The organism is Enterococcus sp. DIV0008 (genome assembly GCF_050542615.1).
Taxonomy (GTDB): domain Bacteria; phylum Bacillota; class Bacilli; order Lactobacillales; family Enterococcaceae; genus Enterococcus_D; species Enterococcus_D innesii.
This window is the reverse complement of record NZ_CP172937.1, coordinates 1,194,847-1,220,986: the sequence shown is the minus strand read 5'-3', so window position 1 is coordinate 1,220,986 and position 26,140 is coordinate 1,194,847. Positions and strand designations below refer to the sequence as shown.

The following is a 26,140-nucleotide window of genomic DNA, read 5'->3' as shown; positions in this document are numbered from 1 at the left end:
CAGAAAATGAGTACACAATTTGCGATTCACTCCCTTTCATAATCTACAAAAACCAGTTTCTCCATCGAGTGATTCAGACCTCCGACTGTCATACATTCATTTGTTACAATGACTACTCAAAAAACCAGTTAGATTTAAGTTTCTAACTGGTTTCATCCGTATTTTTTCTTTCAATTCTGGTTCCTGCTATTTATTTTCTGTTTGCTAAGTTACTCCGAACGAAAATAACCGTTTGCTGAATCCTCCCGTTGATCGTCTTCAATCATTCCTTGTAAAGAACGATCTAGAACGGACCGCTTTTTATCGCCATTTTTTTTGTTATTAGCGCGAAACTCACTGCGAGTCATGCCCACCGATTGGGGGCGATTGAATTTCTTTACCGTCGGATCATTTTCTTCTTTGACTTGGTAGGCTGCTGGTTCGTTATCAAATAACAAATAACTCTCTTGTTTTTTTGCCATTGCATCCATCAAGTCATTAGACGTAATTTCTGGTTTTTGTTCATCAGGGATTATTGAAGCTGGGATATATTTAGGAACAAAATACGAACGCCCTGAGTACTCTTTTTTTGGTGATGAAGCTACTTCCGCTCGTTCTTGTTTGCTTGTGACTTGATAAGAAGAGTGCTTAGCATCCTTACCAAAAAAATTGGTTTTTCCTGTCGGCATCTGCTCTTTCACCGGACGTTTTCCATACTGAGGTAAGTTGGCACGGTGGTTGGCGAGTTCTTCTTTTTGACGCACATTATGTCCGCGATCCCGTTGGCTTGACTGCACTTTACGCTGCAAAGATTGATTTTCTTCCTTGTGAGAATGACTCACGGTATCTTTGATTTCTGTTAAAATCCAATCATCTGCTTTACTGAAGGCGGGGCGATGCTCAGATTGCAGTTTCACACCATCTGTATCATCATAAGCAGGAAAACGGAAGTGTTTTCGTTTCACATCTAAATAATTTGCCACTGTACTCATCCTCTTACATGCATTTTTTTCATCATACCACAAATAAAAGAGAATTTCACGAAAGACTACACCATTTCAACCGAAGTCACTTCAACTGTTCCCCAAGGGAGGCACTGACTCCGTCAAGCTTGCCGCATTTGGTTCTTTGATATGGGCAAATAATGGATCGATCTGCCAAATATCTGCTGCATAATTTCGCACCGTTTCATCCGCTGAAAACTTCCCAGCATTCGCAATATTCATTAGACTGATTTTTTGCCAGCGATGGGTATCTTGATAAGCAATATCTACCCGATGCTGTGCATCACAATAGGCGAGGAAATCTCTTAATAAAAAGTACTCATCATTGTATTTCAAAAGTGAATCAAAGATCTCGCGACCTTCTACTTGGATATTCGGGATCGTCCCATCTATAAAGGCATTGACTACCCGTTGTAATACTGGATCTGACTCATAATACGCATAGGCAGAATAATTACGCTGGGCGTAATACTGATACACTTCTTCTTCCGTTAGCCCAAAGATCGCAATGTTTTCATCACCGATCGCATCTCGAATCTCAATATTCGCACCATCTAAAGTGGCGATCGTTACTGCCCCATTCAGCATTAATTTCATATTACTTGTTCCCGATGCTTCTTTTGAAGCCAACGAAATTTGTTCACTGACATCCGCTGCTGGAATAATTTTTTCTGCCAAAGAAACGTTGTAATTTTCTAAAAAGACAACCTTGATTTTGTCATTGATGCTTTCATCATGATTGATCAGATTCGCCACTTCATTGATGACTTTGATGATTGATTTGGCATAGTGATAGCTTGGTGCTGCTTTAGCGCCAAAGATAAAGACTCTTGGATGAAACGTTGCAGTCGGATCGTCTTTGACCTCAAAGTAGAGCTTCAAGATGTGCATGAGATTTAACAATTGTCGCTTGTAGGCATGTAGTCGTTTGATTTGCACATCAAAGATTGCTGTTGGGTCAACTGTGACACCAGTCGTATGTTGAATGTAACGAGCCAGCGCTCGTTTATTGCTCATTTTTGCGTCGGCAATTTGTTGCAGAACGGTTTCGTCCTCATAATAGTTTTTGAGCAGTTGCAGGTCTAATGGATCATTGCGCCAGCTTGTACCGATGGACTGATCCAGCACTTTGGCTAATGGTTGATTGGCTAGCTGAAGCCAACGCCGTTGCGCGATGCCGTTGGTCTTATTGTTGAAACGGGCAGGATAAATAAGATAAAAGTCATGGAGTACCACTGATTTTAGTAAATCAGAATGGAGCTTGGCTACGCCATTGACACTGTGGCTGCCGACGATCGCGAGATGTGCCATATGGACTTGATCATCAATAATGATTCGCGTCCGTTCCAGTAAGGCTTGCGGATGGACCCCTTGCATCGTTTCCACAAAACGGCGATCAATTTCTTTGATGATCTGATCCATTCTTGGCAAAACTTCTTCAATCATGCGCACAGGCCATTTTTCTAAAGCTTCCGCCATAATCGTATGGTTCGTATAACTCATGACTTTCACGGTAATCGACCACGCTTTTTCCCAAGCAAGACCTTCTTCATCAACTAAAATGCGCATCAGTTCTGGGACACAAAGGGCTGGGTGCGTATCATTGATGTGGATCGCTACTCGTTCACTCATCATGGCCAAAGGTAAATTCAATTTTTTATAATAACGGACGATACTTTGGATCCCTGCAGATACAAAAAAGTATTCTTGCATCAGCCGAGTCCGTTTGCCTGTCTCATTGGAATCATCAGGATACAAGACCGCTGTCAGATTTTCCAATGCTTGACGCGATTCTAGTGTGGCATAGTGCGCCTCATCTTCTGCAGGGACCTCAACACTCCATAAGCGCAAGGTGTTGAGATGGTGATTTTGATAGCCAACCATTGCTGTATCATAAGGAACCGCCCGCCAGGTAAAGCCACCTTCATAGACTGGGGCTAATTTTCCGTCCTCTCCGGTAACGAGATAGACCTGTCCGCCGAAACGAATTGGCACCGCCTTGCTTTCTTTGCGGACTTCCCAAACATTCCCCGAACGCAACCAATCATCGGGCAATTCTACTTGATGACCGTCAATAAATTTTTGTTTAAATAATCCGTAACGATACCGAATCCCATTGCCATTTCCCGGCAAACCTAAAGAAGCTAATGAATCCATAAAACAAGACGCCAAGCGACCGAGTCCCCCGTTGCCTAAAGCCATGTCTTTTTCTGTTTCCGCAACATCGTCAAGTGAAACCCCTAGCTCTTCAAAAACGGCTTCTGCTTGCTCCAACAGCTGCATATTCAACAGATTGCTCTTTAACATTTTGCCGGGTAAAAATTCGATAGAAAAATAATACGCTTGTTTTTGATCCTCCAACAAGAGATTTTTTCTGGTCTGGCGCCAGTCTTCTGAATACAATTGCTTCACAACATTGGCTAGTGCCTGAAACAATTCCTGCGGCGATGCTTCATCGATCTCTATCGCAAACAGTTCGTGCACGTTGGTTTCTAGCAGTTCACGCAATCGTTCTTTTGTCATAGGGTTACACTCCTTTATGCTAACCGTTTATAAAAAAGAAGAATTCTTGCCGCCAGAATGGCTAGTCATACAACTAACCGTTCTGTTGCAGACAAGGATTCTTCTGTCTTAAAACAATCAAACTTTGATATTATTATACAACTCAACATAAAGATCTGAGCTTTGATTCCAGCTAAAATCTTTTTTCATTGCTTGCTTGACTAAAGCGTTCCAGGTTGTCTGATCCGATTCGTACAATTCGATTCCTTGTTTCAAGGCATTCATCAAGTAGAATGGTGAAAACTCTTGAAAGCCAAAGCCGGTACCTTGTTTGGTGATCGGATTATAGGAATCTACCGTATCTTTCAAGCCACCGATTTCATGGACGACGGGTAATGTACCATAACGCATCGCGATCATCTGCGATAGTCCACATGGTTCAAAGGCGGAAGGCATCAAGAAGAGATCCGCTGCTGCGTATAACTTTTGCGCCAATGCGATATCAAAAGAAATCGCGGCGGCACATTTGTCAGGATATTTCTGCGCAAAGTAACGAAAGCCTTCTTCAAAATCATGCTCACCGGTTCCCAATAGGATAAACTGGACATCAAATTGCAAGAGGTTTTCCATTTCTTCAAGAACTAAATGGAACCCCTTTTGAGTGGTCAAACGACTGACAACGGAAATCAACGGAACCTCTTTACGAGTTGGCAAGCCAAACTGTTCTTGTAGCGCTCGCTTGTTTTTGGCTTTTCCTGATAAATCCTCGACACTGAAAGGATAGTCCAAATGAGGATCGGTTTCTGGATCGTTCATTTCATAATCAATTCCGTTTAAGATGCCGCTGAGTTTGCCGCTTTCCATACGTAAAATGACTTCAAGCCCACAGCCGAACTCAGAGGTTTTGATTTCTTCACTATAGGAAGGACTGACGGTCGTGATGCGGTCAGCATACAAGATTCCTGCCTTCATAAAGTTCAAGCAATCGTTTAAGCGCAAGGTTCCATCATCGTATCTTTCCGTACCCATCCCAAAAAGATCTGGTAATATATCGCGACTATACCACCCTTGAAACCCAATGTTATGGATCGTCAAAACGGTGCGTATGTTTTGATACGCTTGAATCCAATGATATTTTTCTTTGATCAAGAACGGAATCATCGCCGTATGGTAGTCATTGACATGAACGATGTCTGGAATAAATTCAATGCGTTCCATCATTTCGATCACGGCTAATTGGAAGAAAGCAAAGCGTTCCCCATCATCATAAAAATCATAGAGACGTTCGCGACCAAAATAATAGAGATTGTCTATGAAATAATAGGTCACAGAGCCTAGAACTAATTTTTTGATCCCACAATATTGCTTGCGCCAGCCGACCGCCACTTCAAAGGAAAAACAATCCTCCATTTGGTCTTGGTATTCGGCAGGCATTTTCGTAAAGTAAGGTAAGACGACAACTGTTTCGACGCCTTTTTTGACCAACTCTTTTGGCAATGCACCTGCAACATCCCCTAATCCGCCTGTTTTAAAAAACGGGGCGCATTCTGCTGCTGTAAACAAAACCTTCATGCGCTTGCTCCTCCGATAACATCTTCTGTCACATGAGAATTCTTCTTAATAACGATCGGCGCATCTTTGGTTCCCTGAACTTTTACACCTTCTGCGATGGTCACATTTTTATCTAAGATCGCATAAGAAACTTCCGCACCTGCTTTGATTTCGTTATTCCCGAAAATGATTGCGCCTTTGACTTTTGCCTCAGGATGGATTTTCGTACGACGGGCAACCAGTGACTGTTCGACCATACCTTCCACGATGCAACCAGAAGCAAAATGGCTGTTTTTCACCTCAGACGTCTCCGAGTAATAGGTTGGTACTTCATTCTTCAATTTGGTATAAATTTTTTGATTCGAATAAAGCAATGAAGTGAATTTGTGAACATCTAACATATCCATGTTGGTTTGATAATAAGAAGAGATGTCGTAAATATTACTTAAATAACCAGTATATTCATAAAGGCCGGTATTCTCTACAGAGATCATTTCTCTTAAAAATTGACCGAGATCCGCCGTTGCGCCAACCGTTTGGCCTTCTTTAAGAGCCGTGATCAGTCGATCCGTTTGAATAATAAAAATATCCGTACATAAATTGACTAAGGAGCCAACTTCCCCTTTTTTCGCTTGGATCGCTTCTTCTAAGTGACCTTCACTGTCAACATTGAACAACAAGTCGCTTTCAGAAACATGATCACTGCCGATACGTTTATACACCACAGTCATTTCATTGCCTTGTAGTTGATGAATTTTCAGCAATGCACGCAAATCAATGTTGCATAAGATCTTACTGCCCATAAATACAGTATGATCTGATTTGGATTTTTCCAGATAGTCAATGACATTATAGTAGTACTCTTGCCCTTCGGCTTGCTTTTTCAATGAGTCTTGGAATAAGTGGATAAAGAACCGGTTTTGTACGCCGTCCAAGTTCCACTCTTTTCCGCCACCGATATGATCGAAGACCGACTGCGTTTCTCCTTCATTGAAAATCATATAGACTTGTTTGATATTGGCATTTTCGATACTTGAAAGATTGAAATCTAGCAAGCGATATTTGCAATCAAATAACAAGGTTGATAGCGGACGATTTTCCGTTAATGGCATCAAGTCTTGGTATCGCTGTAGGTTCCCTAAAATCGCACACATTTTATTAGTTCTCATCAATCGTCACCCCTAAAATTTCAGAATAGCCGACTACGGCAATTTCGTCTGTTCCATCGATTTCTGCGTCGTCACCAATCACTGCATTTTCCCCAACGATCACTCGGTTTAATTTGACGTTTCTGCCGATCACCGCTCCTGGCATGATCACACTGTCTTTGATTGTCGAGCCTTCTTTCACTTGCACATTCTCTGATAAAATGCTGTGCTCGATCTCCCCAGCAACATAGCAGCCATCCATCACAAGCGAATTTCTTGCAGCACCGGTTTCAGTCACAAAATGTGGGGGTGCGATTGGATTTTTAGAGAACACTTGCCAGCTTTTATCACGGATATTCAACTCCATGGCTGGATCAATAAATTCCATGTTGGCTTCCCATAAGGAATCGATTGTTCCTACGTCTTTCCAATAGCCAGAGAAGCGATAGGCAAAAACGTTGTCGCCGCTTTCGAGATAAGAAGGAATGACATGTTTCCCAAAATCGACCATTTCGCCGTCTTTTGTGTAGTTACTCAATAGCATACTGCGTAGACGACTCCAATCAAATATATAGATCCCCATCGAAGCAAGATTGCTTTTTGGTTCGGCTGGTTTTTCATCAAATTCGATGATGCGGTCATTTTTATCAGTATTCATGATCCCGAAACGAGAAGCATCTTTCATCGGAACTTCGAGAACTGCAACCGTCAATGAAGCATCATTTTCTTTGTGTTTTTCCAGCATTTCTTCATAATCCATTTTATAGATATGATCGCCGGATAAAATCAAGACATATTGCGGGTCCATCTCATCAATATAGGCGATGTTTTGATAGATGGCATGGGCGGTTCCTTCAAACCATTTTTCGCCTTCTGAATTTGAATATGGCTGTAAGATGGTCACTCCGGTACTGATGCCATCCAATCCCCAGCTCGCACCATTGCCGATATGGTTGTTTAGTGCTAATGGCTGGTACTGAGTGACAACACCCACATTTTTGATTCCTGAATTGACACAATTACTCAACGTGAAATCGATGATCCGATATCTGCCACCAAATGGAACCGCTGGTTTAGCAATATTCTTTGTTAATTTCCCTAATCGAGTCCCTTGTCCCCCTGCGAGGATCATTGCTAACATCTCTGTTTTCATTTTGTTTGGTGATCTACTCACCTTTCCCCCTTTACTCTTTTTTTCGTGATTTTGTTGGTCCTTTTTTACGAGTCATTTTGATTTTTTCTGGTTTGATGATCAAAGCCCCAAGTGCAGGCAAAATTGTTTTGATTTGATAATCATATCGTTTAAAAGGGGTATGACTGGTTTGACAGTCTTGGTTATTAGCAATCCAAGTTCCGCCAAATATATCCCGTTCCGTGTTTAAAATCTCACGATATGTTCCTTCATACGGAACACCGATCGCAAAATCGTGCCGCTCCACCGGTGTTAGATTGACCACCACGATCAAGAAATCTTTTTTGGTTTTCCCTTGTCGCAAGAAAGTCAATGTCGTTTCATCTAAGTTATCTGCATCGATCACTTCCAACGATTCTTCCTGATCGTCTAGCTCCCAAAGACCTCGTTCTTCTTTGTACAATTCATTCAAGGTTTGGGTGAAGAACTGCATTTTTGCATTTAGGGAATCGTTTAGATCGACCCATTCAAGACCGTGATCGTACTTCCATTCTAAAAACTGACCCCATTCACTTCCCATAAACAATAGTTTTTTTCCTGGATGCATCATCATGTACGTATAAAGATTGCGTAATTGTGAAAACTGCTTGTAGCGGTCTCCCCACATTTTGTGCATCAAACTTTTTTTACCATGAACAACTTCATCATGCGAGAGAGGCAAAATATAATTTTCTTGCATCCGATACATAAAAGAAAAAGAAAGCAAACTTAAATGGTCTTTGCGGAAAATCGGATCCATCTCGTAAAAACGCAAGACATCGTTCATCCAGCCCATATTCCATTTATAATCAAATCCTAACGCGCCCTCTTCGACCATTCCTGTTATTTTGGTCTCAGAAGTACTTTCTTCTGCTATCATGACCACTGCTGGATGGGCTAATTTAATAACGGAATTAAGCTTCTGCAAGAAGTAATAGCCTTCAAAATTGCGATTGCCGCCTTCGTGATTGGGCTCCCAAGGTCCTTCGTCATAATCGCGGTAAATCATGTTGGAAACAGCATCCACTCGAATCCCATCGATATGATAGAACTCAATCCAAAACAAGGCGCTTGAGATCAGAAAGCTTTGGACTTGCGGTTTCCCTAGATCAAAATTGATTGCTCCCCAGCGCACATTTTTGGCTCGATTCTCGTCCATGTATTCGAAGGTTGGTGTCCCGTCATAATAAGCGAGGCTGTCGTCATTGACACAAAAATGTCCAGGTACCCAGTCAACAAAGACACCAATATTTTCTAAGTGGCATGCCTCTACAAAGTCTTGGAACTCTTCTGGTGTCCCATAATAGGAACTGAGCGCAAAATAACCTGTCAACTGATAGCCCCAAGAGGTACCTAATGGATGTTCCATCAATGGCATAAATTCAATATGGGTATAACCCATTTTTTTCACATAAGGAATAAGTTCATCTTTTAATTCAGAGAAGCGATAAGGGGTGCCTTCTTCGTGATGCTTCCACGAGCTGGCATGAACTTCATAAATATTTAGAGGTCGGTTAAATGTTTTCTGTCTTTTTTTGCGGCCTTGCCACAGTCCGTCCCGCCATTTTTTGGGAGGAATCTTGTGCAAGACTGCCGCTGTTCCTGGTCGAGCTTCAAAATGGACAGCAAAAGGGTCAATCTTTAACACTTCTCGTCCATTTGCTTGTTTGACTTTGTATTTATAAAGCTGGCCTGCTTCTACTTGATTGGTCTCAATTTCCCATACTCCAGATTCTGCCCTTTTATTCATTGGCAAAGTGTCTGTCCATTGGTTGAAATCGCCAACAAGCCAAACTTGTTGAGCCTTTGGTGCCCAAACGCGAAACACATAGCCGTTATCGACTTGATGGGCTCCTAAGAAATGTTGGACATAAAAATTTTCACCACTCAGAAAGTCTTTTTCTGCAGTCAGTTCCTGTTGTTTGGTAACCACTCTCTCATCAGTCCTCCTTCAATTCATCTTGATCGCTTATTCTGTGACCATCGATCACTGTCACGATTTTACCCTTTGAGAAAGATTCGCAAGCAAACGTTCTCTACTGCTAGCATAGCATAAAATAAATTTCTAGTAACGTAATAACCCTATGATACGAACGAATTGTTCTGGACAGAAAAAAACAGCTTGAACGTATCTGTTCAACCTGTTTCAGCTCTACTTTTTAGCTTTTGGAAAATGAAGTATGTGACTACACATAACTGAAACAAACTTACCAATACTAGGATAAAAACAACCATCATCGGAAGTGTCTCAGTTAATTCAACATATACCAACAGTGTCCCAAATGCAGAAGAGGCGGAGCAAAAACACCAAAATCGAAACCCATAAAAACTCGTCACTACGGTATAAAGACTAATGATCCCCAATAAGAAAAGCTGAGTAAATCGGTCAAATACCGTATCGGTATAATAAATTTCACCTAACAAGACTTGGATCGTACCAAAACTAGTTGGTACTTTGTAAAGCGTCAGCAGTGCGCCGATCAGGCTGAATGCACCAATCAGAAGATGACTGCCAGCTAAGCCGATTCGAATGTTTAGTTTCACGCATCTTTCACAACCTTCAATATTTGATCCTTTTTTGAAAACAACTGTTTCTACAGTCACTTTCTTTCCCCGCTAGAGCCGAAATCATCTTCAACTATTTTTCTTGCCAAAGCTCTTTTACTTGCCCGTCAGTATACACTTTATAGGCTTTATTTACCGCCAATGATTTACCAGTGTGACCAATCAAGTAGTAATTCCCATCACAGTCAAACTCACTCTCACTTAATAGTTTATAACTCGTTACTGGACCATCAGCCATTTTCTTTGCCAAGTAACGCAGAGCATGGGCTGGATTCACTAAGTAATTTTGATTCACTAGCCAATCAATAACCACGGAAACGATTGTATTTGCCCCAAATCGTTCCTTTTGCTTCAATGCCAGAATGAGATCTCCGTCAGAAAAACGTGTTTCATCGATCCCCGCATTTGTAATTGCTTGCCGAGCAGCTTCTATTTCTGTCATCGATACGAATGTAATCATTTCTGCTTTCGTTTTATGCCCTTCCAACTGTTCAAACTCAACCGTTTTATATCCTTCCATTTTTATATCCCCTTTCAAAGTTCTGAAATCATCATATCACCAAGAAATCAAAACTCCAAACAAAACGATTGTTGTTTTTTAATTTTTATTCATCAAATTATCATTTTAAAGAAAACTAAAAAAAGCTGTTAGAATGATGTCTAACAGCTTTTAAAAAATCATATAATTTTAAACAAATAACACAATTATTAGAAATATCAAATATTATTGAAAAATAAAGTGTTGTATGAACCTATCCTTATTGCTAATTGAGCAATCACTAATCGTTGCAAGAAACTATCCTTTTCAGAAGGAGGATAACGACCGTTTTTTAGATTATCACAATTTATTTCTTCCAGCAAGAAATCTAGCTCGGAACTGACAATTTTCAATCGTTGGAGCGATTCTAGAAAAATACTTGAACGCACTTTTTTGTTTTTACGGATACGTTCAAAGATGACACTTACTTGATCTAAGTAATAGACTGGATCGACATCGCCAATCAAATCCATTAGTTCGTCATAAACCGCTAGATTTTGTAGCTGGCGATTTGCTTCAAAAAAAGCCGGTAGTGTCGGTGGCCATGGCGCTTCTGCGTAAGTGATCATCTGAAACGTCTCATGAGTCAACGAATACACGACTCCTTGCTCCACTCCTTGCAAACAACCATAAAAATATTTGTTTTCAGCACTTGTCACCGTAAAGCTTTTGATAAAATCAGCAATCTCTTGTGTTGACCAATCAAGGGCTTCTTGATAAAAACCGTCACTTTCTTGCAACTGCTTTTGATCTTCTTCAGTATAAACAGGAAAACCTAAAAAATAGCGTCGATTTTTACGGATGATCAAAGCTGATGCGATCAAGCGGTCAAGAGTTTTATCAAATGACACCTGCGGAAACTTCGCTTTTAGCTCTCGTAATGTCGGCGGTTCTTGACAGCTTAGAAGCACATGAACCAAATCATGGAATTCAGAAGATGCCACTATCGGTTGTAATGAACGATAATGGGGACTATAAAAAAATTTCACTGTAAGGACTCCTTATTCAAAAAATCATGAAAAATGCTGGCTTGATCTACCAAAACAGATCTCACCAGCATTCTGACATTTATTCAAATTATCCTTCAAAAACTGCGGTTAATTGAGGAACGATTTGTTTTTTACGAGAAACAACTCCTGGTAAGAAGGCACGATTGTTGGTTAATGTCGTGTTAAACGCTGCTTCTACTGGGGTAATTGGTTCACCAACAACTAATAGCTCAGAATTACTGTCTAAGATATCAGTAGCAACCAGCAAGAACAAATCGTAGCCATTTGCTGACATTGATTCTTTCATGGCAGCTTCCAACTCTGTTTGACGGTCAAAGACTTCTTTTAAATCGACCGTATTGACTTGCCCGATACGGATGTTTTTCCCGCCCATTGGGAAGCTTTTTGCATCCAAGTCCAGCAATTCTGCTGCTGATTTCGTCCCAAGGTTTGTGCCGGCTTTCAACATATCCAATCCGTATGCTTCCAGTTCAACACCTGCTAAAACCGCTAATTCTTTTGCTGCCGCTACATCTTCATCGGTACATGTTGGCGATTTGAATAACAATGTATCGGAGATGATCGCTGAAAGCATGATTCCTGCGATCGCTTTTGGTATTTCCACTTGATTTTCTTTGTATAACTTCAAGACGATCGTACTGGTACAACCAACAGGTTCTGCACGATAGTACAGTGGGTTAGCTGTCTCAAAGTTAGCGATACGGTGATGATCGACCACTGCTAATACAGTAACATCCGCAATATCTGCTGCACTTTGTTGAAATTCGTTATGATCCACTAGCATTACTTCTTGGGTTTCCTTTGCCACTGAATCGATCACACGAGGAGCAGCCAGACCAAAGGTATCTAGTGCAAATTGTGTTTCTTCATTTGGTGTACCAAGCGCGACTGCTTCACAGTCTTTCCCGAGTTGATTTTGTAAGTTCGCAAAAGCAATCGCTGCACCAATGGCATCGGTATCAGGATTTTGATGACCGAACACTAATATTTTCGACATTTCTTCATCGCTCCTATTTCAATTGATATTCACTTTCTAATCATAGTAAAAAAACAGGAAAGAAGCAATAGCAATCTCTTCTTTCCTGTTTTAATCAACGGGTTAAGTAGCCTTTATAGTCGTCTACATGAAGCAAACGTTTGGCATTTTTCACCCGATCTTCTGTTGGTGGTTCGATGCCTTCAAGGGGATATTTAAAACCAAGCTCATCCCACTTGTATTTTCCCATCGTGTGATAAGGCAAGATCTCCACTTTATCGACATTCTTCAGTGTTTTGATAAACTCATCCAAACGGATCAAAAATTCATCATAGTCGCTTCTAAATGGAACCAGCACGTGGCGAATCCAGACAGGTTGATTGATTTCTGAAAGATAATTCGCCATATCCAAAATGTTATCATTGGATTGAGTAGTTAACTCTTTATGGGCTTTGTTATCGATATGTTTGATATCAAACAACAGCAAATCAGTCACAGTCATCAACTCTTGAAACTTACTGAAAAAAGGCTCTTCTCGTGTAAATGGTTTTCCGCAAGTATCCAATGTTGTGCTGACCCCTTCTGCTTTGGCTTTGCGAAACAAATCGATCAGAAAATCCATTTGAAGTAACGGTTCCCCACCACTGACAGTGATCCCACCTTTTTGTCCCCAGAATTCACGGTATTTCAACGCTTCTTCTAAGACGTCATCGGTCGTTCGTTCGACACCCGTGCCAATCTTCCAAGTATCTGGATTATGACAAAACTGGCAACGCATGCGGCATCCTTGCATGAATACAATAAAACGGATACCCGGTCCATCTACCGATCCAAAACTTTCTGTTGAATGTACTTGTCCTGTTACTGCCATAATGCTCTTCCTTTCTTCGAAACGACGGATGATCTTGTTCCGTCTGATACTTTCAAAACAAGAGGCGGCGGATTTTCCCGTCCGCCGCCTGAATTTGTTACTTATTACATTGCTTCGTGCATTGTACGAGCAATGACATCATCTTGTTGTTCTTTGGTCAATTTAATGAAGTTAACCGCATAACCAGAAACCCGAATCGTTAATTGTGGGTATTTTTCTGGATGAGCTTGCGCATCAAGTAATGTATCACGGTTAAATACGTTAATATTTAAGTGGTGACCACCTTTTGCAGCATAGCCATCTAACATTGTTGCTAGATTTTCTTGTTGTGTTTCATCGTCACGACCTAATGCTTTAGGTACGATTGAGAAGGTGTTTGAAATACCATCTAATGAGTAATCATATGGCAATTTCGCAACTGATGAAAGACTTGCCAACGCTCCATGAGTATCGCGACCATGCATTGGATTTGCTCCTGGAGCAAATGGTGCACCTGCACGACGTCCATCAGGCGTGTTCCCTGTTTTCTTACCATAAACCACGTTAGAAGTGATTGTAAGGATCGATGTTGTGTGTTTTGAATCACGGTAAGTTTTGGTGCGTTTCACTTTCTTCATGAAGGCTTTCAACAAGTTGACTGCGATATCATCTACGCGGTCATCATTGTTTCCGTATTTAGGATAATCGCCTTCGATTTCGTAATCTTCAACAATGCCGTTTTCATCACGGATCGTACGAACTTTGGCATATTTGATTGCTGATAATGAGTCAACTGCTACAGAGAAACCAGCGATACCAGTAGCCATCGTACGTAAAATGTCTGTATCTTGTAGCGCCATTTCAATGCGTTCATAAGAATATTTGTCGTGCATGTAATGAATGATGTTCAATGTGTTCACATACAGCTCACAAATCCAATCCATCATTGTGTCATATTTTTCCATTACTTCGTTGTAATCCAAGTATTCAGAAGTAATTGGTTGGAATTTTGGTCCAACTTGTGCTTTTGATTTTTCATCGACCCCACCGTTGATTGCATACAACAATGTTTTCGCTAAGTTGGCACGAGCACCAAAGAATTGCATTTGTTTCCCGATACGCATTGCTGATACACAACAAGCGATTCCGTAGTCATCGCCCCAATGCCCACGCATCACATCATCGTTTTCATATTGAATCGCTGATGTTTGGATCGACATTTTCGCACAGAATGTTTTGAAGTTATGAGGCAAACGTGTTGACCATAAAACAGTCAAGTTTGGTTCTGGCGCTGGGCCTAAGTTTGCTAGAGTGTGTAAGAAACGGAAGCTGTTTTTTGTTACCATATGACGTCCGTCTTCACCCATACCAGCGATTGATTCAGTTACCCAAGTTGGGTCCCCAGAGAACAAGGCATTGTAATCAGGTGTCCGAGCAAATTTCACAAGACGTAGTTTCATGACAAAATGGTCAACGATTTCTTGTGCTTCTACTTCAGTGATCACACCGTTTTTCAAATCACGCTCTACATAAATATCAAGGAAAGTTGACGTACGTCCCAATGACATTGCTGCACCGTTTTGTTCTTTGATGGCTGCTAAGTAACCAAGATATAACCATTGGAATGCTTCTTTTGCCGTTTGAGCAGGTTTAGAAATATCAAATCCGTAAATGTTTCCTAGTTCTTTCAATTCGCTTAACGCACGAATTTGTTCACTTAATTCTTCCCGTTGGCGGATAATGTCTTCAGACATGGTTCCGTTTCCGCAATATAGTAGGTCTTGTTGTTTTTCTTTGATCAAGAAATCCACTCCGTATAATGCAACACGACGGTAGTCACCAATGATCCGGCCACGACCGTATGCATCAGGAAGACCTGTGATTACACCAGAACGACGAGCTGCTCTGATTTCAGGTGTATAGGCATCAAATACTCCTTGGTTATGTGTTTTACGGTAGTCGCGGAAAATGTGAGAAACTTCCGCATCAATTTCATAGCCGTAAGATTCTGCTGCTTGTTCTGACATGCGGATGCCGCCAAATGGTTGCAAGCTGCGTTTAAATGGTTTTTCCGTTTGGAAACCAACAACTGTTTCTAAGTCTTTGTCTAAGTAGCCAGGTCCATGAGAAGTAATCGTTGAAACGACTTTTGTATCCATATCCAATACGCCGCCAGCTTCACGCTCTTGCTTGTTCAGTTCCATGACTTGATCCCATAGCTTTGTCGTTGCTTCAGTAGCATCTGCTAGGAATTCATCTGTTCCGTCATAAGGTGTGTAGTTTTCTTGGATGAAGTCGCGTACGTTTACTTCTTCTTTCCAAGTTTTTCCTTTAAATCCATTCCATTGTTCCATCTGATGGACCTCCTTAAATTTTCTGTTCACTAATGTAACAGCTTTACGTGAACAGTATAACACACGCCTGAATGATTGCAAGCATTTTCAAGAATTATTTTGAACAATTTAATTATTTTTAAGATGTTTATTATTAAAAACGTTGATTTATAGGTATATTTTAAATGTGAATCTTTTATTAAAGTACGTTTTTAGCAAATGTGAAAGATTAATTAAGAGGTAAAAAACAGCCACCCTGTACTGGTACAGAATGGCTGTTTTGTTATAATTTATAGTACAGAATCCTCCGCGATTGCAGGACTGATTTGTGTTTTCACTTCGTAGATTTGTCCCCCTGTTTTCTCATCCATAATAAATGAGCCATTGGAGGTCCGATCATTGATCGGGATTTGATTCGTGATGACTTCAAAGGCTTGTCCTTTTTGGTTGGTCACTAGCAGTTGCTGATTTTCCCCACTGCCCATATAGACGACGCGATGAGGATTTTTCTTCAATTCACGCAAGACCATCAAACCACGCTTCGCCCGTCCTAATTGGGTAATCTCTTGAGCCAGCATGCGTTTTGCTGCGCCACGTTGAGTAATCAGAACGATTGGTGTATCCCCTTCGGAATAAACTAACAACCCATTGATAAGATAATCACCCGCTTTAAGGTTCATCGCTTTGACTCCCGCTGCTTTTGGTCCCACAACCGGCACTTCATTAAGCGAATACCGTAAGCCAAAGGCAAGATGACTGACTAAAAAGACATCCATTTCTTCCGTTTGATCCGTCAAAAAGACATTGACCAATTCATCGGTTTCATCTTTTAGCTTCATGATCGTCATTGGCCGTGTCTTATAGGTACGCCAAGGTTCAAATTCCGTCATCCGCGTTTGTTTGATCATGCCGTTTTTACTGATCAGCACAAAGTTTTTCAAAGGATCGATCTCTTTGTAAGCAAAGACCCCAATGATCATTTCATCTTGGGCCAGCGTCATGACCGTTTGCGAAATATGTTCGCCTAGATCTTTCCATTTTAAATCAGGCAATTCATGAACCGGACGATAGATCGTGTTTCCTTTATTGGTTACCAACAACAGATGATCTAACGTGTTCATTTGACTGCTATAAAGTAAAGAGTCGCCTTCTTTCATGCCGATCTCTTCTGGTTTTGAAGCGCCGTAAGAACGCAAACTGCTACGTTTGACATAGCCGTCTCTTGTGACTGTTACGACGACTTCTTCTTGTGCAACTAAGACTTGTGTTTCAATCTTGATTTCTTGAATTTCTGCTTCGATCTCAGTCAACCGCGGGGTCGTATATTTTTTCTTGATTTCCCGCAATTCCTTTTTGATCACTTTCAGTAATTCGCTTTCCTCATTTAAGATTGTTGTCAATTCAGCGATCGTTTCAGCAAGTTCTTTCGCCTCTGCTTGCAATTGCGTGATATCCGTATTGGTCAAGCGGTACAACTGCAAGTTCACAATGGCTTCTGCTTGCTCTTCCGTAAAGCCGTGTTGAACCACCAGATTGCTTTTGGCATCTTTTTTGTCTTTACTGCCGCGAATGGTGGCGATCACTTCATCAAGGATCGATAGAGCTTTGATCAGACCATCAACGATATGCTGTCTCTTTTGGGCTTTTTGCAGTTCAAAACGACTGCGTTTTTCAATCACTTCACGGCGATGCTTGATGTAGCTTTCTAAAATCCGTTTCAAACCGACTTGTTGGGGGCGCATATTGTCAATGGCTACCATATTGAAGTTGTAGTTGATCTGCAATTCGGTATTTTTAAATAGATAATTTAAAATTCCTTGTGCATTTGCTTCTTTTTTCAGCTCGACAACGATCTGCAAACCAGTACGGTCGGTTTCATCCCGTACTTCAGCAATCCCGTCGATCCGTTTATTCAAACGGATCTCATCCATTTTTTTGACTAAATTGGCTTTATTGACCTCATAGGGAATTTCATTGATGACGATTTGCTGTTTGCCGCCTTTAATGTCTTCAATCTTGGTTTTCGAACGCAGGATCACTTTGCCTTTACCTGTTTCATAGGCTTTTTTGATTTCTTCTTTCCCTTGTAAAATCCCTCCTGTTGGAAAATCAGGGCCAGGAATATACTTCATCAGCTGATCCAAAGAAGCTTGCGGATGGTCGATCAAATAGACCGTTCCATCAATGATCTCTCCTAAATTGTGTGTGGGAATTTCCGTTGCATACCCAGCTGAGATCCCCGTTGAGCCATTGACTAACAGATTCGGGTATTTTGCTGGTAGAACAGTTGGTTCTTTTTCGGTATCATCGAAGTTCCACACCAATTCGACCGTGTTTTTTTCGATATCTTTTAACAGCTCACCGCTTAATTCTGAAAGCCGTGCTTCCGTATAACGCATGGCTGCTGGTGGATCGCCATCCATACTCCCGTTGTTCCCGTGCATTTCAATCAAAATCTGACGTAGTTTCCAGTCTTGGCTCATGCGGACCATTGCTTCATAGATACTTGAGTCGCCATGGGGGTGAAAATTCCCCATGATATTTCCGACTGATTTCGCTGATTTGCGGAAGCCTTTGTCATACGTATTGCCGTCTTGGTTCATGGCAAACAAGATGCGCCGCTGAACCGGTTTTAACCCATCACGAATATCCGGCAATGCCCGTTCTTGAATGATGTATTTGGAATATCGTCCGAAGCGATCTCCCATCACTTCTTCCAATGTCAATTCTTGTATATTGCTTCTGTGTTCCAAGAGACCACCTCCTATTCCTTAACTAACTGTTTGCTTTCTGCTTGTTCGGTATCCATTAACTTTTCATCAACTAATTCCGGTACTGTATCTTCTTTTTTATCCAAAATACTGCCATCTTCTTCTAAACTGAATTGAACATGGCTTTCGATCCACTTCCGACGTGGTTCTACTTTATCTCCCATCAATGTGGTGACGCGACGTTCTGCTTGAGCCGCATCATCGATCCTTACTCGAATCAGCGTCCGCGTTTCTGGGTCCATCGTCGTTTCCCACAATTGATCGGCATTCATTTCCCCCAACCCTTTGTAGCGCTGAAGCATATAGCCTTTGCCGATTTTTTGGGTCAGTTTGCTTAGTTCATCATCGGTCCAAGCGTATTCGACTACTGCCTTTTTCCCTAACCCTTTGGACACTTTGTACAAAGGCGGCAAAGCAATGTAAACTTTTCCTGCTTCGATCAACGGTTTCATGTAACGGTAGAAAAACGTCAATAGCAATACTTGGATGTGTGCCCCATCGGTGTCCGCATCGGTCATGATGATCACTTTATCATAGTTGCAGTCTTCAATCGAAAACTCTGGGCCAACACCGGCACCGATAGTATAGATCATGGTATTGATCTCTTCATTTTTCAAAATATCCTGCATTTTGGCTTTTTCCGTATTGATAACTTTGCCTCGTAACGGTAAAATCGCTTGGAACTTGCGGTCACGGCCTTGCTTCGCTGAACCACCAGCAGAATCCCCCTCCACCAGGTACAATTCATTTTTCTTAGGATTACGAGATTGTGCAGGCGTTAATTTTCCAGAAAGCAGTGACTCCCCTTTTTTGCGTTTCTTTCCAGTGCGGCTTTCTTCTCTCGCTTTTCTGGCAGCTTCACGGGCCTCTCTTGCTTTGATCGCTTTACGAACCAGCATTTGACTCATTTCACTGTTTTCTTGCAGGTAATAGCCTAGCTGCTCGCCAATCACATTGTCTACCGCATTTCTTGCTAAGGGTGTTCCTAATTTCCCTTTGGTCTGTCCTTCAAATTGCAAAAGATTTTCCGGAACACGGATCGACAGCACGGCCGCTAAGCCTTCCCGAAAATCACTGCCTTCAAGGTTCTTATCTTTTTCCTTCAACAAATTCACCTTGCGGGCATACTCATTGAAAGCTTTCGTCATTGATGTCTTCATCCCCACTTCATGGGTACCACCATCTTTGGTACGTACATTATTGACAAAAGACAAGACATTTTCCGAATAGCCATCATTGTATTGAAAGGCAAGTTCTACCTCGATGGCTTCTTTCGTGCCAGAAAAATAAACCACCTGGGTCAAGGTATCTTTTTCTTCATTTAAATAATCAACAAATTCTTTGATGCCTTCCTCATATAAAAAGACTTCATGAATTGGTTCTTCCCCTCGTTCATCCGTCAGGGAGATTTTGACCCCTTTCAACAAGAAGGCTGATTCTCTCAAACGTTCTGCGAGAATCTCATAGGAGAATTTGGTTGCAGAAAAGATTGTATCGTCTGGTTTAAAGGTGACTGTTGTTCCCGTTGGTTTACGGGTTTTGCCGATTTTTTTCAAGGTACCGGCTGGTTTCCCACCGTCTTTGAAGCTCTGTTTGTATTCGATACCGTCACGAACGATGACCACTTCTAGCCAGCTGGATAAGGCATTTACAACACTGGCACCAACCCCATGAAGGCCGCCAGAGGTTTTGTAGCCGCCTTGGCCAAACTTCCCGCCGGCATGTAATACTGTGAAGATGACTTCAACAGTCGGGATTCCAGATGCATGTGTCCCGACCGGCATTCCTCGGCCATTGTCTCGAACACTGATACTATTGTCTTTATGGATCGTAACATCGATTTCATTGCCGTATCCTGAGAGTGCCTCATCAACCGCATTATCGACGATTTCATACACTAAGTGGTGCAAGCCGCGGCTATCGGTCGAGCCGATATACATTCCTGGCCGTTTTCTTACTGCTTCCAGGCCCTCTAAGACCTGAATGGAAGCATCATTATATTCTGTGGTTTTCTTTGCCAAACCCACCGCTCCTTTAATCTTGATCAGTCCTTTTTTGCTGCTGAAAGAACTGCAAAAAAAATCTTAACACAAAATACGCTTTTTTCAAGCGAACATTTTTCTAAACTATCTTATCCTTTTTCCTTTGTTTGCACAAGCTAGAGTCACAAAATGGCTCGTTTGTGTTTCACAGCTCTGAGAAAAGCTGTTTTTCTTCTTTGTCTGACCAGCGAAAGATTTTCTTATTGTTGGAAAGGCGTTTTCATGCTAAAATTGCCCTAGCCTTGCAAAGAAAGTTGGTTATTATGAATACGATTCTTTTATTTATTGTTGCTTACCTTTTAGGTTCGATCCCCTCGGGTGTTTGGATTGGCCAACTGTTTTTCAAAAAAGATATTCGCCAATTCGGCAGCGGCAATACGGGAACGACCAATACATTTCGCGTGTTAGGAAAAAAAGCCGGGATCGTTGTTTTATTGATGGATATCTTAAAAGGAACTTTGGCGACCAGCTTGCCGATCATCTTTGGTCTCCATACCGTCAATCCGCTCTGGTTTGGGGTCTGTGCAATCTTAGGTCACACCTTCCCAATCTTTGCCAAATTTAAAGGCGGCAAAGCAGTGGCGACAAGTGCTGGGATGCTCTTAGGATACAATCCGCTCTTTTTCATTTATTCTTCATTGATTTTTGTTATCTGTCTTTATGTGACCAGTATGGTGAGCCTGACCAGTATGATCGCGGCGTGTTTGATCACTTTATCGACGATTGTTTTGCCTTTTATCGCCCCTGCGATCTTGCCTGAGCAAAATTGGCTGCTGACCTTTATCGCCATCGGCGTAACGATTTTTATCTTTATTCGCCATCGTGAAAACATCACCCGCATCAAAGACGGAACCGAAAGTCGAGTACCCTTTGGACTGAATAAGCGTCAAACGAACAAATAAGCAGAAGCTGAGAAAAGTCATTGCGCTTTTCCCAGCTTCTTTTTGCATACATTATTTAACTGTGATTGAGTACTTTGTTTCAAATACTTCTTCAGGTGGAAGTGCTTGAATCCCCAGTTTTTCTGAAAGCTCACCGGAAGCTTCCAGTGTGTCTGCGATACCGCACCATGGTTCTATACATAGAAACGGCGATTTCACTGGATACGTGGACCAAAAACCGACATACGGCATATTATTGTAGCTTAACGTGACACTATGAGGCGATTTCTCACTGCGAATCGAGTAGGAATGTAATCCTTTCGTTTCATAAACTAGCGCATCATTTGCAAACATGTCATGGGTCAAGCGTAAATCCGTATTCGTTTGACCGAGTGTGCGTTGCTCATAATCAATATAGTTGCCTTTTAACGGCAATTTCACCCGTGATTTTTTTGGAGAAAAAGAAAGATAATAGTCTTCAAAAGTCAGCCCTTTTTCAAGTGGGACGTTGAATGCAGGGTGTCCACCAATGGAGAAATAGAGTTCTTTTTGACCGCTATTCTTCACTTGGTATTTGACGACTAAACCATCACCGCCTAATTCATAACTGACATACAGCTGAAAATCAAACGGATACTTTGCTTTGGTTTCAGTCGAACTTTCTAGTAAAAACAAAGCGTAATCTGTGCGTTGTTCAACGACAGTAAACAACATGTCTCTGGCAAATCCATGACGAGGCAAATGATAACTCTTGCCCTCATGCTGATAGGTGTCCTCTTTTAAGGCACCGACGATCGGAAATAAGATCGGTGCATGCTTTCCCCAGTGGTTTGGATCAGCTTGCCAAATATATTCAAGGTCATTGCTCGTATCGACTAAGCTTTGCAGCTCAGCCCCTTTTTCTGCAATTTTTGCTTGCAGATGACCGGCCGTGATGGTAACTGTCATGGTCTCATCTCCTAATATTGATGTTTCGTCAATTCCTCTTTAAAGCGACTGTTAAGCACTTTTAAATAGGTGCCTTTCATCCCCAAAGAGCGGGATTCAATAATACCGGCAGACTCTAATTTACGTAAAGCATTTACGATCACCGACCGTGTAATACCAATGCGATCAGCGATACTTGATGCGGTCAGACGACCTTCGTCTCCTTCTAGTGCCTCAAAAATCGCTTGAACAGCTTTCAACTCACTATAAGAAAGGGTGTTGATCGCCATTTGAACAGCCGTTGTACTGCGAACGTCTTCTTCGATACTGCGGGATTTTTGGTACAAGAATTGCATACCCACAACTGTTGCACTGTATTCCGCTAATACCAAATCGTCATCATCAAAAGATTTATCGATTCTAGAAAGAATGATTGTTCCTAAACGTTCCCCTGCACCGTAAATCGGTACGATAGTTGTTAGTCCGTTGGGATACAACTCACGGCCTTCCACAGGAAAAGCGGTCATATCATCACTGATTGGCACATTAGCTTCTGTGGAGGTCAGGTGATCGACTAAATCTGTATAATTTTTAGGAAACTGTTTTTCAACAAACATTTTTTTGATACGTTCGTTATTAACATCGTGGTTCTCAACAAAACCTAACACACTACCGTCGATGCTAATAATATACGCATTGCTGTCTAGGATATTTCCTAAAATGACAGCCATTTTGTCGTAAGGCAAATCAGAAGCTAAATTAAAGGTGTTTTTTTGCTGCAATAATTCGTTGATTTGTCTAGTCTTTTCTAATAATGTTTTCATTGGTCCGCTCCCTTTATAAAATATACCGGCTTAAGTCTTCATCTTTTGCGATGGACGCAAGTTTTTCTTCCACATACGCTTCTGTGATCGTAATTTCACCCATTTGCATCTCAGATGCTTCAAACAATAAATCTTCAAGTAGTTTTTCTAGAATTGTATGCAAACGACGAGCACCAATATTGTCGGTATCGCGATTGACTTGATACGCGATTTCGGCAATTTTTTCGATGGCTTCCATCGTAAAGACCACTTTGACATTCTCGGTTCCTAACAAGGCGATGTATTGTTTGACTAAAGCATTGTTTGGCTCCGTTAAAATTTTAACAAAGTCTTCTTTTGTCAAGTCATCTAGTTCCACGCGAATCGGGAAACGCCCTTGCAACTCAGGGATCAGATCGCTTGGTTTTGATAGATGGAACGCGCCTGAGGCGATAAAGAGAATATGATCTGTTTGTAACGTGCCATATTTCGTATTGACTTGCGATCCTTCAACGATCGGTAAGATATCTCTTTGCACCCCTTCACGAGAAACTTCTCCTGACTGCTGTGATTTCGAAGATACCTTGTCGATTTCATCAAGAAAAATGATGCCGCTAGATTCTGCTAAACGTAACGCTTCACTATGAATATCCGCGTCGTTGACCAGTTTGGAGGATTCTTCTTGAATCAACAATTCTCGTGCTTCTTTCACAGTTACCGTGCGCTCGATTTTCTTTTGCGGTTTCAATGCCCCTAAGGTTTCATTCAAATCAATCCCCATTTGTTCTAAGCCATTGTTCATCATTGGTGCTTGATTTTTCGGCTCATCGACTTGGATCGTCACTTCTCGGTTGTCTAAAAGCCCCTTTTCTAATTGCTCGAAAATGGCTTGACGGTTGCTGCGAATCTCATCCGTCAATTCTTCTTTTGGCTCTTCTGGTTGTTGTGCGGCGTTGAACATATTCATCATTTGTTCATAAGGATTGGTATTCTTTTTTTGTTCCTTTTTAATACCAGGAACTAGGACTTTTACTAAACGACGGTTGGCTTTTTTCTCCGCTTGGATCCGCACGTTTTTATATTGTTCTTTTTTCACGATTTGGATCGCATTCTCAACGAGGTCACGTACCATCGATTCTACGTCTCGACCGACATAGCCGACTTCCGTGAATTTCGTCGCTTCTAACTTAACGAAAGGTGCATCAACGATCTTTGCTAAGCGTCGCGCAATTTCCGTTTTCCCAACGCCCGTTGGTCCGATCATCAAAATATTTTTTGGTGTGACATCTTGTTGCATCTTTTCATCTAATTGTAGCCGGCGGTAGCGATTTCTCAAAGCAACCGCCACTGATTTTTTGGCGTTGGTTTGTCCAACGATGTATTCATCTAATTCTTTCACGATTTCTCGTGGTGATTTGTTTTGGTTTGTCATATCGTCATCCCTCTTTAAAACTCTTCTACAATGATATTGTGATTCGTAAAGACACAAATGTCTGCTGCGATATTCAAGGCACCTTCAGCGATTTCTTTGGCAGATAGTTCGCCGCCATAACGTTTCATCGCACGGGCTGCCGCCAAGGCATAGTTTCCGCCTGAACCAATGGCTAAGATCCCTTCATCTGGCGAAATGACCTCGCCTGTCCCAGAGACTAAGAGCATCTCCTTATCATTCATGACGATCAGCATCGCCTCTAATTTTTGCATCGACTGCTGCGTCCGCCATTCTTGTGCCAATTCTACTGCAGCTCGTTGCAAATTTCCGTTGTATTCATTTAGTTTTCCTTCAAATTTTTCTTCCAAGGTAAAGGCATCTGCCACACTGCCGGCAAAGCCAACGATCACTTCACCGTTGTATATTCGACGAACTTTCCGAGCGGTTCCTTTCATAACGACCTGTTCTCCCATCGTTACTTGTCCGTCACCGGCCATGGCAAACTTGCCGTCTTTTTCAACCGCACAGATGGTGGTTGAATGAAATTCTGACTTCATTTACGTTCCTCCTGTACCAATTTTACGCGCGTGGATGAAATTGGCGATAATTTTTTTGTAAACTGTCTTTGGTGACATGCGCATAGATCTGTGTCGTCGATAGATTGGCATGCCCCAACAATTCTTGAACGGTCCGCATATCGGCACCGTTATTTAATAAATGGGTCGCAAACGTATGCCGAAGCATATGAGGATGGATTTTACTGTCTAAACTGCTTTTTCGAATGATTTGATTCAACACATACTCGATCCCTGTTGCAGTGATCCCATCACCAAGATGATTCACGAAAAGAATATCGTGTTCTTTGTTCTGCTTTTCCATCAGTTGTTTGCGTCCTGAGGAAAGGTAGCGCTTGACTGCCGCTTGTGCGTAACTGCCGAAAGGAACATAACGATCTTTGTTGCCTTTTCCGTGGATCAACAATACGCCGCTTTCCCAATCGATCGCACCCAGCGTCAGACTACTACATTCGCTGACCCGCAGACCTGAACCGTAAAGGACTTCTAACAATGCTTGATTGCGCTGTTGTAATGGCTCATCACCGGCAACACTTTGAAAGAGTGCATCCATTTCCTTTTCATAAAAAAAACGCGGCAATTTGGCGTTTTTCTTTTTTAAATGAATGTAGGCGAAAGGATTCTCTTTGACGATCTCATGCTTGGTTAGAAATTGGTAAAATGATCGCAAGCTAGCCATTTTGCGACTAATGGAATTACGACTGTACTCTCGTTCTGTCAAATAGCTTAGATAGACGCGAACATCACGGTACTCCACTGCTAATGGGTCTTCATTGCCAGACTCTTTTAAGAAGTAAAAAAAATCGCTCATATCTTCTTGATACGCTTTTTTTGTCTTTTCCGAATACCCTCTTTCAACAATAAGATAACGAAAAAACTCTTCTTGTAACTGATCTGTTTGCAAAGTAACCCCCCTTTTCATGATTCGAAATAACTTTAGCATAGACCACAAAAAAAAACAAATGAATTGTCAGAATTTAATCAATATTTCAAAGTTTAGACATAATTGTGAAAACTTTCTAAGAATCTTCGTAAGATTCTTATCTCTCTTCAAAAGATCCCTCAAAAAAGCCAGAAAAACG

At 41.5% G+C, this 26,140-nt stretch carries 20 protein-coding genes; 1 reads left to right on the top strand and 19 read right to left on the bottom strand.

Annotation, left to right across the window (positions count from 1 at the left end; all coding sequences use genetic code 11):
* Nucleotides 1-209: 209 nt before the first annotated feature.
* The 14 genes from IGI84_RS05770 to parE form a co-directional block, all read right to left on the bottom strand.
* Entirely contained in the window at nt 210-971 is a 762-nt protein-coding gene (locus tag IGI84_RS05770) for a hypothetical protein (RefSeq protein WP_140965470.1), read from the bottom strand.
* Between the two features lie 81 nt (nt 972-1,052).
* A complete protein-coding gene (locus tag IGI84_RS05765) occupies nt 1,053-3,506 on the bottom strand; it encodes a glycogen/starch/alpha-glucan phosphorylase (protein ID WP_200125176.1) in 2,454 nt (817 codons plus the stop codon).
* 117 nt (nt 3,507-3,623) lie between these two features.
* A complete protein-coding gene (gene glgA / locus IGI84_RS05760; RefSeq protein WP_081119136.1) occupies nt 3,624-5,057 on the bottom strand; it encodes a glycogen synthase GlgA in 1,434 nt (477 codons plus the stop codon).
* Nucleotides 5,054-6,205, bottom strand: a complete 1,152-nt coding sequence (gene glgD, locus IGI84_RS05755; RefSeq protein ID WP_077452536.1) for a glucose-1-phosphate adenylyltransferase subunit GlgD — start codon at nt 6,203-6,205, stop codon at nt 5,054-5,056. The genes glgA and glgD overlap by 4 nt, the downstream gene beginning before the upstream one ends.
* Nucleotides 6,195-7,337, bottom strand: a complete 1,143-nt coding sequence (locus IGI84_RS05750) for a glucose-1-phosphate adenylyltransferase (protein WP_016610807.1) — start codon at nt 7,335-7,337, stop codon at nt 6,195-6,197. The genes glgD and IGI84_RS05750 overlap by 11 nt, the downstream gene beginning before the upstream one ends.
* A 31-nt stretch (nt 7,338-7,368) precedes the next feature.
* On the bottom strand, nt 7,369-9,288 hold the full coding sequence (glgB, locus tag IGI84_RS05745; RefSeq protein WP_200125178.1) for a 1,4-alpha-glucan branching protein GlgB: 1,920 nt from the start codon (nt 9,286-9,288) through the stop codon (nt 7,369-7,371).
* 203 nt (nt 9,289-9,491) lie between these two features.
* Nucleotides 9,492-9,899 (bottom strand): hypothetical protein, encoded by a 408-nt coding sequence (locus IGI84_RS05740; protein WP_430600882.1) that lies wholly within the window; start codon nt 9,897-9,899, stop codon nt 9,492-9,494.
* 94 nt (nt 9,900-9,993) lie between these two features.
* Nucleotides 9,994-10,440 (bottom strand): hypothetical protein, encoded by a 447-nt coding sequence (locus IGI84_RS05735; RefSeq protein ID WP_200125180.1) that lies wholly within the window; start codon nt 10,438-10,440, stop codon nt 9,994-9,996.
* A gap of 197 nt (nt 10,441-10,637) precedes the next feature.
* The gene (locus IGI84_RS05730; RefSeq protein ID WP_200125182.1) at nt 10,638-11,447 is read right to left on the bottom strand and encodes a DUF1803 domain-containing protein; all 810 of its coding nucleotides are present in this window, start codon (nt 11,445-11,447) and stop codon (nt 10,638-10,640) included.
* An 88-nt stretch (nt 11,448-11,535) separates the two neighbouring features.
* Nucleotides 11,536-12,465, bottom strand: coding sequence for a manganese-dependent inorganic pyrophosphatase (locus tag IGI84_RS05725; protein ID WP_200125184.1), 930 nt, complete (start codon nt 12,463-12,465; stop codon nt 11,536-11,538).
* 94 nt (nt 12,466-12,559) lie between these two features.
* Entirely contained in the window at nt 12,560-13,315 is a 756-nt protein-coding gene (pflA, locus tag IGI84_RS05720) for a pyruvate formate-lyase-activating protein (RefSeq protein ID WP_430600881.1), read from the bottom strand.
* A 104-nt stretch (nt 13,316-13,419) separates the two neighbouring features.
* Complete coding sequence (gene pflB / locus IGI84_RS05715) at nt 13,420-15,648, bottom strand: formate C-acetyltransferase (protein ID WP_200125186.1); 2,229 nt, start codon at nt 15,646-15,648, stop codon at nt 13,420-13,422.
* Between the two features lie 269 nt (nt 15,649-15,917).
* Entirely contained in the window at nt 15,918-18,380 is a 2,463-nt protein-coding gene (gene parC / locus IGI84_RS05710; protein WP_200125188.1) for a DNA topoisomerase IV subunit A, read from the bottom strand.
* Between the two features lie 11 nt (nt 18,381-18,391).
* Nucleotides 18,392-20,419 carry a DNA topoisomerase IV subunit B gene (gene parE / locus IGI84_RS05705; RefSeq protein ID WP_077452542.1) on the bottom strand — a complete coding sequence of 676 codons (2,028 nt, stop codon included), beginning with the start codon at nt 20,417-20,419 and terminating at the stop codon, nt 18,392-18,394.
* Between the two features lie 284 nt (nt 20,420-20,703).
* Between parE and plsY the strand changes: the two genes are divergently transcribed.
* Complete coding sequence (gene plsY, locus IGI84_RS05700; protein WP_200125190.1) at nt 20,704-21,342, top strand: glycerol-3-phosphate 1-O-acyltransferase PlsY; 639 nt, start codon at nt 20,704-20,706, stop codon at nt 21,340-21,342.
* A gap of 51 nt (nt 21,343-21,393) precedes the next feature.
* On the opposite strand, the gene IGI84_RS05695 is transcribed toward plsY, so the two are convergent.
* From IGI84_RS05695 to xerC, 5 genes are read right to left on the bottom strand one after another with little or no spacing between them, the layout of a single operon-like run.
* The gene (locus IGI84_RS05695; protein WP_200125192.1) at nt 21,394-22,269 is read right to left on the bottom strand and encodes an aldose 1-epimerase family protein; all 876 of its coding nucleotides are present in this window, start codon (nt 22,267-22,269) and stop codon (nt 21,394-21,396) included.
* Nucleotides 22,270-22,280: 11 nt separating this feature from the next.
* Entirely contained in the window at nt 22,281-23,072 is a 792-nt protein-coding gene (gene codY / locus IGI84_RS05690) for a GTP-sensing pleiotropic transcriptional regulator CodY (protein WP_005236817.1), read from the bottom strand.
* A gap of 13 nt (nt 23,073-23,085) precedes the next feature.
* On the bottom strand, nt 23,086-24,483 hold the full coding sequence (gene hslU, locus IGI84_RS05685; protein WP_005236820.1) for an ATP-dependent protease ATPase subunit HslU: 1,398 nt from the start codon (nt 24,481-24,483) through the stop codon (nt 23,086-23,088).
* Between the two features lie 14 nt (nt 24,484-24,497).
* Nucleotides 24,498-25,040 (bottom strand): ATP-dependent protease subunit HslV, encoded by a 543-nt coding sequence (gene hslV / locus IGI84_RS05680; RefSeq protein ID WP_005229630.1) that lies wholly within the window; start codon nt 25,038-25,040, stop codon nt 24,498-24,500.
* Between the two features lie 22 nt (nt 25,041-25,062).
* Nucleotides 25,063-26,001 (bottom strand): tyrosine recombinase XerC, encoded by a 939-nt coding sequence (xerC, locus tag IGI84_RS05675; RefSeq protein ID WP_077452546.1) that lies wholly within the window; start codon nt 25,999-26,001, stop codon nt 25,063-25,065.
* Nucleotides 26,002-26,140 lie beyond the last annotated feature (139 nt).